This is a genomic window from Actinomadura sp. NAK00032, assembly GCF_013364275.1.
Taxonomy (GTDB): Bacteria; Actinomycetota; Actinomycetes; order Streptosporangiales; family Streptosporangiaceae; genus Spirillospora.
The window spans coordinates 7832960-7850085 of record NZ_CP054932.1; the positions used below are offsets into that span (position 1 = coordinate 7832960).

General features: G+C 70.8%; 19 protein-coding genes. 3 read left to right on the forward strand and 16 right to left on the reverse strand.

What is annotated here, in order from left to right; genetic code table 11:
- Positions 1-50: 50 nt before the first annotated feature.
- Together HUT06_RS35925 and HUT06_RS35930 are read left to right on the forward strand one after the other, a co-directional pair.
- Complete coding sequence (locus HUT06_RS35925; protein ID WP_176199783.1) at positions 51-665, forward strand: cob(I)yrinic acid a,c-diamide adenosyltransferase; 615 nt, start codon at positions 51-53, stop codon at positions 663-665.
- A gap of 126 nt (positions 666-791) precedes the next feature.
- Positions 792-1733: a DUF4097 family beta strand repeat-containing protein gene (locus tag HUT06_RS35930; RefSeq protein WP_176199784.1), complete on the forward strand. Its 942-nt coding sequence runs from the start codon at positions 792-794 to the stop codon at positions 1731-1733.
- Positions 1734-1761: 28 nt separating this feature from the next.
- On the opposite strand, the gene HUT06_RS35935 is transcribed toward HUT06_RS35930, so the two are convergent.
- The 14 genes from HUT06_RS35935 to HUT06_RS36000 form a co-directional block, all read right to left on the reverse strand.
- Complete coding sequence (locus HUT06_RS35935) at positions 1762-3348, reverse strand: M28 family peptidase (protein WP_254715560.1); 1587 nt, start codon at positions 3346-3348, stop codon at positions 1762-1764.
- Positions 3349-3475: 127 nt separating this feature from the next.
- Positions 3476-3940: a DUF2550 domain-containing protein gene (locus HUT06_RS35940; protein ID WP_176199785.1), complete on the reverse strand. Its 465-nt coding sequence runs from the start codon at positions 3938-3940 to the stop codon at positions 3476-3478.
- A gap of 149 nt (positions 3941-4089) precedes the next feature.
- A complete protein-coding gene (locus tag HUT06_RS35945; RefSeq protein WP_176199786.1) occupies positions 4090-4476 on the reverse strand; it encodes a F0F1 ATP synthase subunit epsilon in 387 nt (128 codons plus the stop codon).
- Between the two features lie 82 nt (positions 4477-4558).
- Entirely contained in the window at positions 4559-5989 is a 1431-nt protein-coding gene (gene atpD, locus HUT06_RS35950) for a F0F1 ATP synthase subunit beta (protein ID WP_176199787.1), read from the reverse strand.
- A gap of 2 nt (positions 5990-5991) precedes the next feature.
- Entirely contained in the window at positions 5992-6888 is an 897-nt protein-coding gene (locus tag HUT06_RS35955; protein WP_176199788.1) for a F0F1 ATP synthase subunit gamma, read from the reverse strand.
- A 5-nt stretch (positions 6889-6893) separates the two neighbouring features.
- On the reverse strand, positions 6894-8528 hold the full coding sequence (gene atpA / locus HUT06_RS35960; RefSeq protein ID WP_176199789.1) for a F0F1 ATP synthase subunit alpha: 1635 nt from the start codon (positions 8526-8528) through the stop codon (positions 6894-6896).
- 68 nt (positions 8529-8596) lie between these two features.
- Positions 8597-9418, reverse strand: a complete 822-nt coding sequence (locus HUT06_RS35965) for a F0F1 ATP synthase subunit delta (protein WP_176199790.1) — start codon at positions 9416-9418, stop codon at positions 8597-8599.
- Positions 9415-9972 carry a F0F1 ATP synthase subunit B gene (locus HUT06_RS35970; RefSeq protein ID WP_171068786.1) on the reverse strand — a complete coding sequence of 186 codons (558 nt, stop codon included), beginning with the start codon at positions 9970-9972 and terminating at the stop codon, positions 9415-9417. Before HUT06_RS35970 ends, HUT06_RS35965 begins: the two co-directional genes overlap by 4 nt.
- 32 nt (positions 9973-10004) lie before the next feature.
- Complete coding sequence (gene atpE / locus HUT06_RS35975; RefSeq protein WP_089330861.1) at positions 10005-10241, reverse strand: ATP synthase F0 subunit C; 237 nt, start codon at positions 10239-10241, stop codon at positions 10005-10007.
- 100 nt (positions 10242-10341) lie between these two features.
- Positions 10342-11136, reverse strand: coding sequence for a F0F1 ATP synthase subunit A (gene atpB, locus HUT06_RS35980; protein ID WP_176199791.1), 795 nt, complete (start codon positions 11134-11136; stop codon positions 10342-10344).
- 70 nt (positions 11137-11206) lie between these two features.
- Complete coding sequence (locus tag HUT06_RS35985) at positions 11207-11431, reverse strand: hypothetical protein (RefSeq protein ID WP_089330863.1); 225 nt, start codon at positions 11429-11431, stop codon at positions 11207-11209.
- 84 nt (positions 11432-11515) lie between these two features.
- A complete protein-coding gene (locus tag HUT06_RS35990) occupies positions 11516-11932 on the reverse strand; it encodes a hypothetical protein (protein ID WP_176199792.1) in 417 nt (138 codons plus the stop codon).
- Between the two features lie 255 nt (positions 11933-12187).
- Positions 12188-13345 carry a glycosyltransferase family 4 protein gene (locus HUT06_RS35995; protein WP_176199793.1) on the reverse strand — a complete coding sequence of 386 codons (1158 nt, stop codon included), beginning with the start codon at positions 13343-13345 and terminating at the stop codon, positions 12188-12190.
- 246 nt (positions 13346-13591) lie between these two features.
- Positions 13592-14587, reverse strand: coding sequence for a DUF2207 domain-containing protein (locus HUT06_RS36000; protein ID WP_176199794.1), 996 nt, complete (start codon positions 14585-14587; stop codon positions 13592-13594).
- 129 nt (positions 14588-14716) lie between these two features.
- On the opposite strand from HUT06_RS36000, the gene HUT06_RS36005 reads away from it, so the two are divergent.
- The gene (locus HUT06_RS36005; RefSeq protein WP_176199795.1) at positions 14717-15148 is read left to right on the forward strand and encodes a hypothetical protein; all 432 of its coding nucleotides are present in this window, start codon (positions 14717-14719) and stop codon (positions 15146-15148) included.
- Between the two features lie 126 nt (positions 15149-15274).
- On the opposite strand, the gene HUT06_RS36010 is transcribed toward HUT06_RS36005, so the two are convergent.
- Both HUT06_RS36010 and prmC read right to left on the reverse strand, forming a co-directional pair.
- Entirely contained in the window at positions 15275-16138 is an 864-nt protein-coding gene (locus HUT06_RS36010) for an L-threonylcarbamoyladenylate synthase (RefSeq protein ID WP_176199796.1), read from the reverse strand.
- Positions 16139-16254: 116 nt separating this feature from the next.
- Positions 16255-17115, reverse strand: coding sequence for a peptide chain release factor N(5)-glutamine methyltransferase (prmC, locus tag HUT06_RS36015; protein ID WP_176199797.1), 861 nt, complete (start codon positions 17113-17115; stop codon positions 16255-16257).
- Positions 17116-17126: the final 11 nt, after the last annotated feature.

Consider the following 17126-nt stretch of genomic DNA (forward strand, 5'->3'; position numbering starts at 1 on the left):
CGGGGAACGTCAGGGCCAGTTCGGAAAGCGGCGGGGCTAGGCTGCGGGACATGGCGAAGAACAGGGACAACCCCGTCGTGCTCTCGCGCATCTACACCCGGACGGGCGACGACGGCACCACCGCGCTCGGCGACGCGTCGCGGACCGGCAAGACCGATCCGCGCCTCGCCGCCTACGCCGACGTCGAGGAGGCCAATGCCGCGATCGGCGCGGCCCTCGCGCTCGGCGCGCTGCCGGACAACGTCGCGACGCTGCTGGTCCGCGTCCAGAACGACCTGTTCGACGTGGGCGCCGACCTGTGCGCGCCGGTCGTCACGGACCCGCAGTACCCGCCGCTGCGCGTCGAGCCGTCCTACATCGAGCGGCTGGAGGCGGCGTGCGACGAGCACAACGCCGACCTGCCGGCGCTGCGCAGCTTCATCCTCCCGGGCGGGACGCCGGGCGCGGCGCTGCTGCACGTCGCGCGGACGGTGGCGCGGCGCGCCGAACGCACCACCTGGGCGGCGATCGAGGCGCACGGCAGCGCCGGCGAGGTCGCCGAGGGCGGCGTGAACCCGCTCACCGCCAAGTACCTCAACCGGCTGTCCGACCTGCTGTTCATCCTGTGCCGGGTGGCGAACGCCGGGCACGGCGACGTCCTGTGGAAGCCGGGCGGGGAGCGCTGACACGCCCGAGCGGCGCCGGGGGTGGGGCTAACCCCACCACCGGCTCACCGGCTCCCCACCTGGTACCGCCGCCCCGTACCGGACAGGCTGGTCATGTAAGGGCACGGCGACAACGGGAGTGACCACGTGAGGACCCTGACGGCCACGGCCGCGCTGGCGGCGGTGGCGGCGGCGACGCTGACCGCCTGCGGCAACGTGAGCTTCGGCACCGGCCACGAGGACCGCTCCTACACCGCGCCGGCCGGCGTCACCAAGCTGAAGATCGGGGGGAGCGGGAACCGGGTCGTGGTGACCGCGTCCGACTCCCCCGGCATCGAGGTCAGCGAACGGCTGCGCTGGTCCAACGAGAAGAACAAGCCGAAGGCGAGGCACGTCACCGAGGGCGGCACGCTGAAGCTCACGTCCGAGTGCGGCGGCCAGGCGGTCGGGCTCGGGTTCTCCTCGTGCGGCATCTCCTACCGCATCCGGGTCCCGCGCTCGCTGCCGGTGGAGATCGAGAGCCGGGACGGCCGGATCGACGCGTCCGGGCTCGGCGGGACGGTGCGGCTGCACACCGAGAACGGCTCGATCAAGGCGACGGACCTGCGCGCGTCCAACGTCTCCCTCAGCTCCGAGGACGGGTCGGTGCGCGTCGCCGGCCGCGTCACCACCGCCGATGTGCGCAGCCAGAACGGCTCCGTGGACGCGACCGGGCTCACCGCCGGGAAGCTGACGGTCCGCTCCGCCGACGGAAGCATCCGGCTCAGCGGGACCGCCACCGTCGCCGACCTCCGCAGCGAGAACGGCGGCATCGACGCGCAGGGGCTGACCACCGAGCGGCTCACCGCACGCACCAAGGACGGCGGCATCGACCTGCGGCTCGCCGCGCCGCCCGCGAGCGTCGACGCCGACACCGCCAACGGCTCCATCAAGCTCTGCCTGCCGCCCACCGGCGAGAGCTACGCCATCACCGCGGCCACCGACAACGGCGGCAAGGAGATCGACCCCGGCATCCACGAGGACTCCCGCTCCGACCGCAAGATCAAGCTGGCCACCCGGGACGGCGGAATCCTCGTCGCGCCCAACTAGGTCTGCCCTACTAGATGATCAGACCGGCTCAGCGGACCTGGTACGGCCCCTGCCAGACCGGCGCGTGGCCGGACGGGACGAGCGGCAGGGCCACCCGGGCGCCGCCGTTCACCGCGACCGTCGTCCGGGCGAGATGCTGCAGGACGTGCGCGACACCGTCGGTGTTGGTGTCGAGGAGCTTGAGGTTCACGTTCTTCACCCGGTCGCAGCGGGCGTGGTAGCAGGGGTCGTACGCCTTGCCGGCCCGGCCGCCGAACTTCTTCGCCTCGGCGGCGGTCTTCACGCCCTCGGCGCCGGTCGCGATGCCGCCGGCCGGGATGCCCTTCGCGATGAACGGGCCGTAGTCGGAGCGCCCGTTGAACGCGCCCTCCGTGGTCGGCAGCTTGCGGCTCTTGAAGTAGTCGCGGAACATCTTCTCGATCGCCCCGGACCCGGCGGGCGCCCGCGTCCCGGTGCCCGTGGAGCCGTCGCCGTCGTACACGCCGCGGACGCCGTTGGGCGAGCCCAGCATGTCGAAGTTGAGGTTCAGCGCGATCTTCTCCCGCTCGGACGCCCGCAGCGACTTCACGTAGTGCGCGGACCCCTGCAGGCCCTCCTCCTCGGCGCCCCACCAGGCGAACCGCACCCGGTTGCGCAGCCCGCCCTTGCCGAGGTCCTTGATCCTCCCGGCGATGGCGAGCAGCGCGGCGGCGCCGGTGCCGTTGTCGTTGATCCCCGCCCCTTCCGGGACGCTGTCGAGGTGCGCCCCGGCGACCACCACGTTGTCGGGGTCGCCGCGCTCGGTGTCGGCGATGACGTTGGACGACGACCGCTTCCCGTGCACGGTGTCGGTCTTCACCCGCAGCTTCAGACCGGCCTTCTTGACGCCCTTATTAGCGCCCTGCTTAGCGCCCTTCTTGCCCTTCGCGGTTTTCGCGCCCTTCGCGGCCTTCACCAGGGCGGCGCCCAGCTCATGCGTGACGCCGATGACCGGAATCGCGACGGGCTTGGACACCGTCCCGTTCACCGGCCCCTTCTCCCCCGCCGTGTTCGCGACGACCAAGGCGGACGCGCCCGCCGCCCGCGCCCGCGCCGCCTTCACCGCGAACGTGCACGTACCGCGCTGGACGAGCGCGATCGAGCCCTTCGCGAAGCCCTTGAAGTCGCTCTTCTCGCAGCCGCTCGTCCCGTCACCCTTGGCCGGATAGTCGACGGCCACCGCGGCGGCGGTCACGTCCCCGTCCCCCGAGTAGGCGAACGTCAGGAAGTCCTTCTCCCGCTCGTAGGTCTTCTTGGACGGCGCCGTCCGCGCGAACACCGGGTCGGACTTCTCCGCCCAGTACGGGAAGGTGAACTTCTGCACCTTCGGGGACAGGCCGGCCTTCCGGAGGCGTCCGACCACGTACTTCACCGACACCCCGTAGCCCGAGGTGCCCGCCGCGCGGTTGCCGCCGTTGTAGTCGGCGATCTCCTGGAACGCCGCCAGGTGCGCCTGGACGTCCTTCAGCGTCACCAGCTTGGCCAGATCCGGGCGGGCCGGCGCGGCGCCCGCCGGGAGCGCCGCCGGCAGGAACAGCGCGGGCAGCGCCACAGCGGTACCAGTGAGGAGATTGCGGCCGGTGATCAGCTTGCGCACGTGCACTCCAGCGGACGAGGACCGAGCGGACCAGGAGCGATCCTCACCCCGCGCCCCGGCCGCCTCAAGCGGCAGCGCCACCGCCAGGACGATTCGATACCGGCGCCTTACCAGGTCATGCCCGGACTCACTCCGGTGGGCGCAGATCCACTGGAAGGCCGGGCGGGGCCGCCTCCAGCCACGACAGGAAGCCGGTCAGCGCCGCCGCGCCCATCGCCAGCTCGACGGTCAGCTCCCCGTCCCGCACCTCGATGACGCTCACGTCCGGCAGCAGGCCCTCGGCCTCCTCCGGGCCCGGCAGGCGCCGGTTGGACACGACTAGGCCCCGGCGGTGGATCACCTGCCGGGGCCGTCTGCGGAAACCGAACACGCGGTGCCAGTGGAGCTCATCGCCCTTGTACCGGCCGATGCCGAGCCGCCATACCCCCGGAGCTCCGCCCTCCCGGGACAGGTCACGCAGGCTGCACTCCACGGTGCCGCCGCCGCGCGTGAACAACCAGCGGCGCACCGCCATGCAGACGAACAGCAGGGCAGCCAGCAGGACGAGCGCGGTGAGCGCACCGCCCACCTCCAGTGCCAGCTGCTCGCCCAAGTCCCCCGCCGTCCGTCGAACTCCGGACCTCGATGTCAGACCACGATCTCAGACCACGGCCGCGAACCACGAGGCCGAGCTCGGATCCCGGGCCCCGGTGCCAGACCACGATGCCGGGCCCCGATGCCGAATCCGATCTCAGCCTGATGTTAGGCCTCGATGCCCGCCGCGCGCAGCCGAGCGCGGGCGCGCCGCTCCGGCACCGCGTCCTCGCCCGCCAGTTCGAGCGCCGCGTCCAGCGACCGCCGGGCCTCGTCGACGTCGATCTCGCCGCCCAGCTCGGCCTGCTCCGCCAGCACCGACACCTCGTCGGCCGCGACCGAGAAGAAGCCGCTGCCGACCGCCGCCGTGATCGGCTCGCCGCCGTTCGCCGGCTCGATCTTCACCACACTGCCGTCCAGCAGGACGCCCAGCACCGGGGCGTGGCCCGGCAGGATGCCGAGCGACCCCTCGATGGTCTGGGCGACCACCATCTTGGCCTCGCCGGACCAGATCTCGCGCTCCGGCGAGACGAGCCCGACCCGTAGGGTTGCCACGTCTGTTTCCTCCGAATACTGGAGCGGTACCGGCAGGGCCGCCCCCGGGCGCACGGCCCGGGCGCGGCCCCGCCGGCGCGGACTACTTCTCCAGCTCCTTGGCCTTCTTCTCGACGTCCTCGATGCCACCGCACATGAAGAACGCCTGCTCGGGCAGGTGGTCGTACTTGCCCTCGGCCAGCGCCTTGAACGAGGCGACCGTCTCGTCCTTGGAGACCGTCACACCGGGCTGCCCGGTGAACTGCTCGGCCACGTACATCGGGTGCGACAGGAAGCGCTCGATGCGCCGCGCCCGCTGGACGGTGACCTTGTCCTCCTCGGACAGCTCGTCGATACCGAGGATCGCGATGATGTCCTGCAGCTCCTTGTACTTCTGCAGGATCCGCACGACCTCCTGCGCGACCTCGTAGTGCTCGTTCCCCAGGATCTGCGGGTCCATGATCCGCGAGGTGGAGTCGAGCGGGTCGACCGCCGGGAAGATGCCCTTCTCGGAGATGCTCCGGGAGAGCGTCGTGGTGGCGTCCAGGTGCGCGAACGTGGTGTGCGGCGCCGGGTCGGTGATGTCGTCGGCGGGCACGTAGATCGCCTGCATCGAGGTGATCGAGTGACCGCGCGTCGAGGTGATCCGCTCCTGCAGCACGCCCATCTCGTCGGCCAGCGTCGGCTGGTACCCCACCGCGGACGGCATGCGCCCGAGCAGCGTGGAGACCTCCGAACCGGCCTGCGTGAACCGGAAGATGTTGTCGATGAACAGCAGCACGTCCTGGTTCTGGACGTCGCGGAAGTACTCCGCCATCGTCAGCGCGGACAGCGCGACGCGCAGCCGGGTGCCCGGCGGCTCGTCCATCTGGCCGAACACGAGGGCGGTGTCCTTGAGGACGTCCGCCTCGTCCATCTCCACCCAGAGGTCGTTGCCCTCACGGGTGCGCTCGCCGACGCCGGCGAACACCGAGGTGCCGCCGAAGTTGCGGGCGACACGGCGGATCATCTCCTGGATGAGGACGGTCTTGCCCACACCCGCGCCGCCGAACAGGCCGATCTTCCCGCCCTTGACGTACGGGGCGAGCAGGTCGATGACCTTGATGCCGGTCTCCAGCATCTCGGTCTTGGACTCCAGCTGGTCGAACGGCGGGGCCTTGCGGTGGATGCCCCAGCGCTCGTTGATCTCCAGCGACGCGGTCGGGGCGTCCAGCGCCTCGCCGAGGGCGTTCCACACGTGGCCCTTGGTGATGTCGCCGACCGGGACGGCGATGGACTCGCCGCTGTCGGTCACCGGGGCGCCGCGGACCAGGCCGTCCGTCGGCTGCATGGAGATGGCCCGGATCATGTTGTCGCCCAGGTGCTGGGCGACCTCGAAGGTCAGGGTCTTCTCCTCGCCGCCGAGCGTGACCTGCACGTTCAGGGCGTTGTAGATGTCCGGGAGGGCGTCGGCGGGGAACTCCACGTCGACGACCGGGCCGATGACGCGCGCGACGCGCCCGGTCGCGGTCGCCGTCTCTACCTGTGCAGTCATTATCACTCCCCGCCAGATTCGGCGAGCGCGTCAGCGCCACCGACGATCTCGCTGATTTCCTGGGTGATCGCGGCCTGCCGCGCCTGGTTCATCTGGCGCGTGTAGACCCCGAGCAGTTCGTTGGCATTGTCGGTCGCCGACTTCATCGCCCGCCGGACCGACGCCTGGAACGACGCCGCCGACTGGAGCAGCATGTGGAAGATGCGGCTCTCGATGTAGTTGGGCAGCAGCAGGTCGAGCGCCGCCTGCGCGGACGGCTCGAACTCGTACGCCGGCGGGACCTTGGCGGACTCGCTCTCCTCGATCTCCAGCGGCATCAGCCGCTTGACCTGGACGGCCTGGGTCAGCATCGAGACGAACTCGGTGTAGACCACGTGGATCTCGCCGACGCCGCCCTCGGCGTCGGTCTTGAGGAAGTCCTGGGTGAGCCGGCGGCCGATCTCCTCCGCGTTCGCGAAGTGCGGGCGGTCGCTGAACCCGTGCCAGGTCTGCGCGACCTCCCGGCCCCGGAACCGGTACCAGGTGATGCCCTTGTTGCCCACCACGTACGGAACCGGCTCGCGGCCCTCGTCCCGCAGCGCCCGGATCAGCGACTCGGCCTCGCGGATCACGTTGGCGTTGTAGGCGCCGCAGAACCCGCGATCGCTCGTGACGATCAGGACGGCGCTGCGGGTGTCGGCCGGCTGCTCCTGAAGGAGCGGGTGGTCGATCCCCACATGGTGGCTCACCAGCGCGGTCAGGGCCTGCGTGATCTGGTCGGCGTACGGCTTGGACGCCGCCACCGCCTGCTGGGCCTTGACGATCCGCGACGTGGCGATCATCTCCTGGGCACGCGTGATCTTGGCGGTCGACTTGACCGTCTTGATCTGCTGCCGGAGTTGGCGAAGCTGTGCGGCCATCGGCGTCAGTCCTTCTTGACGCGGGTGATGGTCTCCTGCTCGACGTCCTCGGCCTCGATCGGTTCCACGGGCTCCTCGGCCAGCATCTCGCCCTCGCTGGTCTGGAAGCCCTTCTTGAACTCCGTGATGGCGTTCTTGAGGCTGGTGAGGCCGTCGTCGGAGAGCTGCCCCGTCTCGCGGATGGCGGTCAGCATGCCGCCCTCTTCCCGCTCGATGTAGTCGAGGAACTCGCGCTCGAAGCGGCGGACGTCGGCGACCGGGACGTCGTCCAGCTCGCCGGAGGTGCCCGCCCACACGGACACGACCTCCTGCTCGGCCGGGAACGGCGCGCCCTGCGGCTGCTTCAGCAGCTCGACCAGGCGGGCGCCGCGCTCCAGCTGGGCGCGGGACGCCGCGTCCAGGTCGGACGCGAAGGCGGCGAACGCCTCCAGGTCGCGGAACTGCGACAGCGCCAGGCGCAGCGTGCCGGCGACCTTGCGCATCGCCTTGATCTGCGCGGAGCCGCCGACCCGGGAGACCGAGATGCCGACGTTGATCGCCGGCCGGACGCCCTGGTTGAACAGGTCCGTCTCCAGAAAGCACTGGCCGTCGGTGATCGAGATGACGTTCGTCGGGATGTAGGCCGACACGTCGTTGCCCTTGGTCTCGATGATCGGCAGGCCGGTCATCGAGCCGCCGCCCAGGTCGTCCGACAGCTTCGCGCAGCGCTCCAGCAGGCGCGAGTGCAGGTAGAAGACGTCACCCGGGTAGGCCTCGCGGCCCGGCGGGCGGCGCAGCAGCAGCGACACCGCGCGGTAGGCCTCGGCCTGCTTCGACAGGTCGTCGAACACGATCAGGACGTGCTTGCCCTGGTACATCCAGTGCTGCCCGATCGCGGACCCGGTGTAGGGGGCGATGTACTTGTAGCCCGCCGGGTCGGACGCCGGAGCCGCCACGATCGTGGTGTACTCCAGCGCGCCGGCCTCCTCCAGGGAGCGGCGGACGTTGGCGATCGTGGAGCCCTTCTGGCCGACCGCCACGTAGATGCAGCGCACCTGCTTGGCCGGGTCGCCGGTGTCCCAGGCTTCCTTCTGGTTGATGATGGTGTCCACGCAGACCGTCGTCTTGCCGGTCTGCCGGTCACCGATGATCAGCTGCCGCTGGCCCCGGCCGATCGGCGTCATCGCGTCGATCGCCTTGATGCCGGTCTGCAGCGGCTCCTTCACCGACTGCCGCTGCACGACCGTGGGGGCCTGCAGTTCCAGCGCACGGCGCTCGGTCGACTCGACCGGGCCGAGGCCGTCCAGCGGGTTGCCCAGCGCGTCCACGACGCGACCGAGGAAGGCGTCGCCGACCGGCGCCGACAGGACCTCGCCCGTCCGCCGGACCTTCTGGCCCTCCTCGATTCCGCTGAAGTCACCCAGGACAACGGCGCCGATCTCACGCACGTCCAGGTTCAGAGCCAGGCCACGGGTACCGTCCTCGAACTCCAGGAGTTCGTTCGCCATCGCGGAGGGCAGGCCCTCGATGTGGGCGATGCCGTCGCCGGCATCGACGACGGTGCCGACCTCCTCGCGCGCGGCGGCCTCGGGCTCGTACGACTGGACGAAGCGCTCCAGCGCGTTCCGGATCTCGTCCGGACGGATCGTCAGCTCCGCCATGATTCCTCTCTTGCTCCCTTAAGGGTCGGCTTTACCGGCACTCGGCAATGGAGCCAGGTCTACCGGCGTCAGCCGGCACCGAGCCTCCGGCGGACGTCGTCCAGCCGTCCGGCGATCGTGCCGTCGATGATCTCGTCCCCGATCTCGATCGACAGTCCGCCGATCGTGCCCGGGTCGATCTCGATGTTCAGGTGTACTTCGTGTCCGTACGCGGCGGCGAGCACCGCGGCGAGCCGCGTCCGCTGCTGCGCCGACAGCTCGGTCGGCGTCCGCACCAGGGCGACGAGCCGCTGCCGGCGCTGGGCGACGAGCTTGCCGAACTCGGCCAGCCCGCCTTCCAGGCTACGTCCTCGCGGACGCAGCACGAGCTCGGTGACCAGCGTCAGCGTGGCAGGCGTGACCTTGCCCTCCAGCAGCGCGTTGACCAGGCCGAGCTTGCGGTCGTCCGGCAGGCCCGGACCGGCGAGGGCGGCGCGCAGCGCGACCTCCCCCTCGATGACCCGGGAGAACCGGAACAGCTCGTCCTCCAGGTCGTCGATCTGCCGGTCGGCCTCGGCGCGGGCGGCCTCGGCGGTGACCGCGAGGGTCTCCACCGCGTCCGCCAGCTCCGACGGCTTGGACCAGCGCAGCCGGACGACGTCGGCGACCAGCCCGAGAGCGGCCGGCGACACCTTGCCCTCCAGCAGGATCTGGACGAGCTGCGCCTTGTCGGCACCGTCCCGCGCCGGGTCGGAAACCGCCCGGCGCAGGCCGTGCTCGCGGTCGATCAGGTGCAGCACCGCGAACAGGTCGGCGCCCAGCGAGGCCAGGTCGGCGGAGGGAATGACGGCCTCCAGCCGGGTCTTGGCCTCGGCGAGCGACGCCCTGCTCACCGCTCCCGTGATGGTCATGATGTGATCTGCTCCTGCGTGCGAGCGCGGCTCTCCAGCTCCTCGAGGAACCGGTCGACGACCCGGCTCTGCCGTGCGCTGTCCTCAAGGGACTCACCCACGACGCGCCCGGCGAGGTCGACCGACATGGCGCCGATCTCGGCGCGCAGCGACTGCAGCGCCTGCTGCCGCTCGGCCTCGATCTGCTTCTTCGCGTCCTCGACGATCTTGCGAGCCTCCGCCTGGGCCTTCTCCTTGGCCTCGGCGATGATCTGCGCGCCCTGCTCCTCGGCCTTGCGCCGCTCGTTGGACGCCTCGACCGCGGCCGCCTTCTGCTGGGACTTGTACTGATCGAGGACCTGCTGGGCCTCTTTCTGCGCCTGCTCGGCCCGCTCCAGGCCGCCCTCGATCGCCTGGGTCCGCTCCTCCAGCGTCTTCTGCAGACGCGGGACGAGGATGCGGCCCAGCACGATCATGACGACGAGGAACGAGAAGATGCCGACGACCAGCTCGTACGGGTGCGGGACGAGAGGGTTGTTCTCCTCCGCCGCTAGGACGGAAGCTGCCGTGATCATGTCTGCAGCCCTTCCTCAGTTGGAACCCGTGGTCAGATGCCCTGGAAGATGAAGGGCGCGACCAGACCGATGAGGGCCAGCGCCTCGGTGAGGACGAAGCCCAGCAGCATGTTGGTGCGGATGACGCCGGTGAGCTCCGGCTGGCGGGCGATGGCGTTCACGCCCTGACCGAAGATGATGCCGATGCCGATGCCCGGGCCGATGGCCGCGAGGCCGTAGCCGATCGAGGTGACGTTGCCTTCGACTGCGGCGAGGACGGCTCCCGTCATGGGTTCATTCCTTTTCTGTCGGCCGGCGGAGGCTCCGCCGGTCTGGGCTAACGAGGGTGTCTGGGAAGGCCCGGCACCGGAAGCGCGCGGACCCGGTGGCTTAGTGGTCCGCTTCGAGGCCGCTCTGGATGTACATCGCGGCGAGCATCGCGAACAGGAACGCCTGCAGGAACTGGATCAGCAACTCCAGTGCCGTCAGCAGGATCGTGACGATGACGCCGACGATGCCGACGCCGAAGCCGAGCGCGGTGGGCTTCTCGAAGAGGAACCAGAAGCCGACGAGGCTGAAGAACGCCAGGATCGTGTGGCCCGCGAACATGTTGGCGAAGAGCCGGACCGCGTGGGTGAAGGGCGCCAGGATGAACGTCGAGAGGTACTCGATCGGCACCAGCAGGAAGTAGACCGGCAGCGGCAGGCCCTTGGGGATCAGGTTGGTGAAGTACTTCACCGGGCCCTGGTGCTTGAAGCCCAGGTAGACCTTGACGATGTAGACGAACACCGCGAGGACGATCGGGAACGCGATGTGCGACGCGACCGGGAACTGGATGATCGGAATGACCGCGAAGATGTTCCAGAACCAGATCAGGAAGAACAGCGACATCAGCATCGGCATCCACCGGTCGGTGTTCTTGCCGAGGAACGGGCGGGCGATCTCGTCCCGCACGAACATGTAGCCGATCTCACCGATGTTCTGCATGCCGCGCGGCACGAGCTTCGGCTTGGCGAACGCCATCCAGAACAGGCCGCAGACCAGCAGAGCGCCGACGACCGCGAAGACGACGGGCTTGGTCAGCCACTCGGGGCCGCCGGCGAACAGGGGCGGGAAGTCGAACAGCTCCGGGCCCGGGGCTTTGAACTCGTCTCCCCCGGTGGCGAGGACCGTCAGCGCGTTCACGCGGCGTTCCCTTCATCAATGTGGTGATGTTTCACGAAGGCTTCCTCGGCGGCTTCCTCGGCGGGGCCGCTCAGGAGGAGTGGCTGCCGTACTTCAGGTAGACCAGGTAGATGGCGAGCCCGGCACCGATGATCAGGCCGATGGGGATCAGCCAGGTCTGGTGCGTCCATGCGGACAGCAGCCACCCGATGCCGCCCCAGATGATCATCCCGGAGAGAAGGTAGCTGGGCACGGACCAGGCGACGTCGGCGAATTCCCGCTGGCCGTCCTCCGGCCGGGGCTTCTGCTCGCTCATCGCGCTCCGGACGATAGCAGGCCACCCGTGCGGTGGTCATATTGGAGTAGTCCCAGGGGCCCGGCACCGTCCGCGAGGGGTGCATCACGGACTCCGGTCCAGGACGTTCTCGGGTTCGTCAATGTAGGGCCTCCGCTGCAGCACGACCCGGAACTCGGCGGCGATCCAGAGCAGCGCGAGCCCGATGACCGTCCAGCCGAACACCTTGGTGTCCCAGATCGAGACGCCGTCCATCGTCGTGACCAGCACCATCACCGCGAGGATCTTCACCATGTAGCTGGCCAGCGCGGCCAGCATCATCGTCTGCGCGGAGTACCGGGCGGCCCAGGAGACCACCAGGGCGCTGATCGAGAAGAAGGCGATCACCACGACGGAGGCCAGTGCCGCCGCCAGGGCGCCCTTGGCGCCGGCGGTCAGCAGGCCGATCAGCACGGCGCCCACCCCGACGACCGATGTCGGGATCGCTGCGCCGCGGAGCATCCGAGCGTCGGAGGTTTGCATGAGGGCTCCGGCTGGTCACGGTCAGTGGTCGTTTCTTGTTCGTGAAAGGTATCACAAGCGTCCGGATTGTCCACAATTACCCTAGAGGTAATGCGAATGGGGGGCCGCGGAGGCCCCCGCCGGTCACGCTCGCACCTGGACTTTAGCCCAGCTCAGGGCTTGCTTTTACCACATCGCGCAACGCCGTGCCGGGACCGGTGTCCGGGCGGCGGGCGCGGCCGGCGCGGCCCCGCCGGGAACGGGGCGTGACCGGGATCAGACCCGCATCGGCGGGCGCCGGACCGGCTGGTCGCCGGTGCCCGCGTCGTCCGCGGCCGGCTTCCCGCGGCCCGGCTTGCGCAGCATCAGCACGACGCCGGCGACCGCGACCAGCAGCGTCACCCCGAGGGTGATCCACGCGGCGTCGAACAGCGCCAGCCCGACCAGCCCGGAGGCCAGCAGCCCGACCCAGAAGTACATGATCAGCACGGCCCGGCGGGTGGAGTGGCCGAGCTGCAGCAGCCGGTGGTGCAGGTGCTGCTTGTCCGGGGAGAACGGCGACCGGCCCTGGCTCGTGCGGCGCAGCACCGCGAGCAGCATGTCCATGAACGGGACCGCGGCCACCGCCGGGATCAGCAGCACCGGGACGAAGAACGGGAACAGCCCGTTGGCGAGGATCGCCGGGTCGAACTGCCCGGTCAGCATGATCGTGGACGCGCTGAGCAGCAGCCCGATCAGCATCGAGCCGGTGTCGCCCATGAAGATCTTGGCGGGGCTGAAGTTGTGCGGCAGGAACCCCGCGCACATCCCGACCAGGACCGCGGCGGTGAGCGTCGCGCCGGTCAGCGTGGTCAGCCCGTTGGACTTCGACAGCAGGTAGGCGTAGGAGAACAGGGCCAGCGCGGCGATCCCGACGACGCCCGCGGCCAGGCCGTCCAGGCCGTCGATGAAGTTCACCGCGTTGATCGTGGCGACCACGACGAAGACGGTCAGCGGCACCCCGTAGGCGGGCGGCAGCGACAGCGACTCGCCGGTCGGCAGCGGGATCACGTAGATCTGGATGCCCTGCATGATGAAGATCCCGGCGGCCGCGACCTGCCCGGCGAACTTGGTGAGCGCGTCCACCTCCCACCGGTCGTCGGCGATGCCGATCAGCACGATCAGCCCGCCGGACAGCAGCAGCGCCTTCGCCACGCTGATGTCGCCGTCCGAGAGGACCTTGCGCATCTCCGGCAGCCCGGTCGCCACCACCAGCGCCGACACCATCCCGCCGAACATCGCCAGGCCGCCGAGGCGGGGCGTCGGGATCACGTGCACGTCGCGGTCGCGCGGGACGGCCTGCGCCCCGAACCAGACGGCGAACCGGCGTACCGAGGGGGTCAGCAGGTAGGCGACGAGGGCGGCGACAAGGATCGTGAGCAGGTACTCCCGCACTCGCCTGCGCCCCCTTCACCGATCGCCGCCGCCGTGGTACCCCGTCCGGCGCGCCCCATCCACGTGAGCCGTCCACATGACCTGTCCACGTGACCTGTCCAGAAGATCTGTCCACAAGACCGTGCACTTGGCCAGTACGGCCCGTTCGTCTTCGTTAGACGAACGATCCGGCGGATGTGTTCGCGCCGCGACCGACCAACTGTAGACCCACCCGGCCGCCACGCGCTGCCGATCGGCCCGCGCGAGTCATCGCGGCGCCCGCGGATTGAGCCGGTGCGGGGTGAGGCGGTGCGGGCTGTGCGGGGTGCGGCGGTGCGCGCAGAGCATCCCGGCGCCGACGATCAGCAGCGCGAGCCCGGCGAGGCAGCCGTCCCCCAGCGAGAACGCCCACAGCCCGCGGGCCGCGACCTCCTCCCCGGCGTCGGCGGCGACGACCGGCAGACCGGCCGCGACCAGCGCCACGCCGGCCCGCCGGCGCGGCACCGGCAGGCGCGGGATCAGCGCCAGGGCGCCGAGGGCCAGGGCGAGCACCGCGGTCCCCGGCCAGCCGCCCGCCCAGCGCGGCGGGACGCGGTGCGGCGCCGGGACGGTGATCGCGTGCTTGGGCAGCCGGACCCGGATCCGCATGCCCTCGTGCGGGGCGAGCCCGGTCTGGACGAAGTCGACGGCGTACGGCCCGTCGCGGTCGCGCAGGCACCGGGTCGACGCGTCGGGGGCGCCCGCCCGGCAGCCCACGCGCCGCAGCGGGACCGGCGCCTCGACGCGCACCGCCGCGTTCCCGATCGGGACGTCCCAGGCCGTCCCGATCGCGTCCCACTCCAGCTCGTCGTGGCCGGGGCGCGGGGTGAACGCCCACCTGACCTCGTACTCCAGCACGTACGCCTGCCGCCCGCGGACCTCGCGGTGCCGGTCCCCGACGCTGATCCGCACGTCGCGCAGGAACCGCGTCATCCGAACGCGGGACGGCGCGCCGGTGGAGGAGCTGGTGCGCACGTTCCGCACGTCGTAGACCCGGTCGCCGCGCCGGAACGGCACATGCCGGACGATCCCGTGCTCGCTCCGGTCGAAGTCGTAGGTGATCGTCTCCCGGACGTGCAGGACCCCGTCGGCGCCGATCCGCAGCACCACGTCGTAGGTCGGGATGCGCTCCCCGGCGGCGCGGGCGGGGGCGGGCAGCACGAGCACGAGGATCAGCAGCAGGAGGCCCGCGAAGATCACGCGCCCCCGGACACGGCCACGCACGTCAGGCATGGTTCCACGGGTGCTCATGATCGTGTCGGCACAACGGCGAGGCGCACCGGGAGATGAACGTCCGGTCACTGCTAAGTTATCGCTCGCTAACCCCCCGAAGAACTGAGCCTGGAGGGACCTATGCGGCGATTCGCTGCAGTAGCCCTGACCGCCGGCACCCTGATGGCCGGCATGGCCGCCGTGGGCGCCCCCGCCGAGGCGGCCGCCGCCAAGAGCTGGAAGCCCATCAACTCCTACGGCAGCATCGACGCCTGGGGCACCTACACCCGCAGCGGCGGCAAGACCTACGTCAAGGGCTACCTCCGCGACACCAAGAAGAACGGCTGGACCGCCTGCGTGCGGTTCCTGTTCACCGAGGGCAACAAGAAGTACTGGTCGCGCTTCAAGATCATCGGCGTGACGTCCGGCGGCGCGAAGTACAACTACGACGGCAAGGCGACCGTCAAGATCAGCGTCAGCTCCAGCTACAGCAGCCACCTGTGGGTGCAGGAGTGCGGCCGGAACAAGAAGACCGGCAAGTACTACTACGGCAAGGGCAAGAAGCTCTTCTGAGCCGCTCGCTCTGCCTGCCGACACAGGCCCCGCCCGGCCCGGCGGGGCCTTCGCGCTTTCTCCGGGCCCGCCGGTGCGGAGCGGCCGTTTTCGGCCAGGAGGCCCGGGGCGCCCGGCCCTCCGGTGTCAGTCGTTCTGGGCGGCGTCCGAGTCGTTCTTCGTGAGGGACGGCTTGGGGGCGGGCTCGGCCGGGGCGGCGGGGGCCTCAGTGGGGTCCGCAGGGGCCTCAGCGGGCTCGTCCTGCGTCGCGGGAGCCGTCTCCTTGGTGAGGGAGAGCTTGGCCTGATCGGCGTCGGAGGCGGCCGTTGCGGACTCTCCCGCCTCGTCCGGCTCGTCCGGCTCGTCGTCGTCGGTGAGGAGGACGCCGACCACGGCGCGGATCTTGTCGACGGGCACGGCGCCGGCCCGCAGCAGGCGCGGGACGGGGCCGGTCAGGTCGAGGATCGTGGAGGGGTCGGCATGGCCCGACACGCCGCCGTCCAGGTAGACGGAGATGGAGTCGCCGAGCATCTTCTCGGCCTCGTCGATGTTGCGGGCCGCGGGCTGCCCGCTCAGGTTCGCGCTGCTCACGGCCAGCGGGCCGGTCTCCTTCAGCAGCTCCACCGCCAGCTCGTGCATCGGCATCCGGACGGCGACGGTGCCCTTGGTCTCGCCGAGGTCCCACATGAGGTTCGGGTTCGCGCGGCACACCAGCGTCAGGGCGCCCGGCCAGAACTCGTCGATGAGGTCCTGCCCGTAGACGCCGAGGTCGTCCACCAGGGCGGTCGCGGCCCGCACCGAGCCGACCAGGACCGGCGGGGGCATCTCCCGGCCGCGGCCCTTGGCCTCCAGCAGCTTCGTCACGGCGGGCGCCACGAACGCGTCCGCGCCCACCCCGTACACGGTGTCGGTCGGCAGGACGATCAGCTCGCCGCGCCGGACGGCCGACACGGCCTCCGCGATCCCGCGCGTGCGCTCCATCGGCTCTGAGCAGTCATAACGTCGGCTCACGATCGCCCGTCTTCCCATCTCGCGCGGCGCTCATCGGATTGGCACCGCCCAGGATAGCGGGGGTCCGCGCAGGCCCGGCCGGTCGCGAGGCGGGGCTGACCGGGTGCGGGACGGGGCTAGTCGGTGGCGAGGCGGGCGGTGACGAAGCGGTCCCGGTTGGTGAGGTCGCGGCGGTTGCGGACGTCCCGCCAGCCGTTCTCCTCGGCGAACACCCAGTAGACCGCGTTGCCCTGCAGGTCGCTGTGCTCGACCGCGACGTAGCCGCCGGGGCGCAGCAGCCGCCGGGCGGTGCGCTCGACCACCCGGATCGCGTCCAGGCCGTCGTCGCCGCCGCCCCACAGCGCGTCCGCCGGGTCGTGGTCGCGGACGTCCGGCGGAACGTACTCCCACTCGCTCATCGGGATGTACGGGGGGTTGCTGACGACCAGGTCGACGGTGCCGTCCAGCTCGGGCAGCGCGGTGGCGAAGTCGTCCAGGTGCAGCCGGACGCGGCCCCGCTCGTCCAGCTCCTCGATGTTGCGGGTGGCGTGCACGAACGCGGTCGGGTCCTTTTCCACCGCGTGCACGCGCGCGCGAGGCGCCTCCAGCGCGATCGACAGCGCGATCGCCGCCGAGCCGGTGCCGAGGTCGACGACGAGGGGGTCGCGGACGTCCATGTCGCGCAGCGTCTCCAGCGCCCAGCCGGCCATCACCTCGGTCTCCGGGCGCGGGACGAACACCCCCGGCCCGACCTTCAGCTCCAGGTAGCGGAAGTAGGCGCGGCCGGTGATGTGCTGCAGCGGCTCCCCCGCCTCGCGGCGCGCGACGAACTCCCAGAACCGGGCGTCGAACGCGCTGTCGGGGACGCCGTGCAGCTCCGAGCGCCGCACCTCGTGCACGGCCGCCGCGAGCTCCTCGGCATCGGCGCGCGGCGAGGCGGCGCCCGCGTCGGCGAGGCGCGCGGTCGCCCTGGCGATCTCGTCGAGCAGCAGGTTCATGACTCCGTCTT

Excerpts from the sequence above, each read along its gene's own strand:
- HUT06_RS36005 (WP_176199795.1), top strand. The coding sequence starts at position 14,717 with ATGCGGCGATTCGCTGCAGTAGCCCTGACCGCCGGCACCCTGATGGCC.
- HUT06_RS35970 (WP_171068786.1), bottom strand. The coding sequence starts at position 9,972 with ATGATCACGGCAGCTTCCGTCCTAGCGGCGGAGGAGAACAACCCTCTC.
- HUT06_RS35985 (WP_089330863.1), bottom strand. The coding sequence starts at position 11,431 with ATGAGCGAGCAGAAGCCCCGGCCGGAGGACGGCCAGCGGGAATTCGCC.
- prmC (WP_176199797.1), bottom strand. The coding sequence starts at position 17,115 with ATGAACCTGCTGCTCGACGAGATCGCCAGGGCGACCGCGCGCCTCGCC.
- HUT06_RS35925 (WP_176199783.1), top strand. The coding sequence starts at position 51 with ATGGCGAAGAACAGGGACAACCCCGTCGTGCTCTCGCGCATCTACACC.
- atpE (WP_089330861.1), bottom strand. The coding sequence starts at position 10,241 with ATGACGGGAGCCGTCCTCGCCGCAGTCGAAGGCAACGTCACCTCGATC.
- atpD (WP_176199787.1), bottom strand. The coding sequence starts at position 5,989 with ATGACTGCACAGGTAGAGACGGCGACCGCGACCGGGCGCGTCGCGCGC.
- HUT06_RS35955 (WP_176199788.1), bottom strand. The coding sequence starts at position 6,888 with ATGGCCGCACAGCTTCGCCAACTCCGGCAGCAGATCAAGACGGTCAAG.
- atpA (WP_176199789.1), bottom strand. The coding sequence starts at position 8,528 with ATGGCGGAGCTGACGATCCGTCCGGACGAGATCCGGAACGCGCTGGAG.
- HUT06_RS35965 (WP_176199790.1), bottom strand. The coding sequence starts at position 9,418 with ATGACCATCACGGGAGCGGTGAGCAGGGCGTCGCTCGCCGAGGCCAAG.
- HUT06_RS35990 (WP_176199792.1), bottom strand. The coding sequence starts at position 11,932 with ATGCAAACCTCCGACGCTCGGATGCTCCGCGGCGCAGCGATCCCGACA.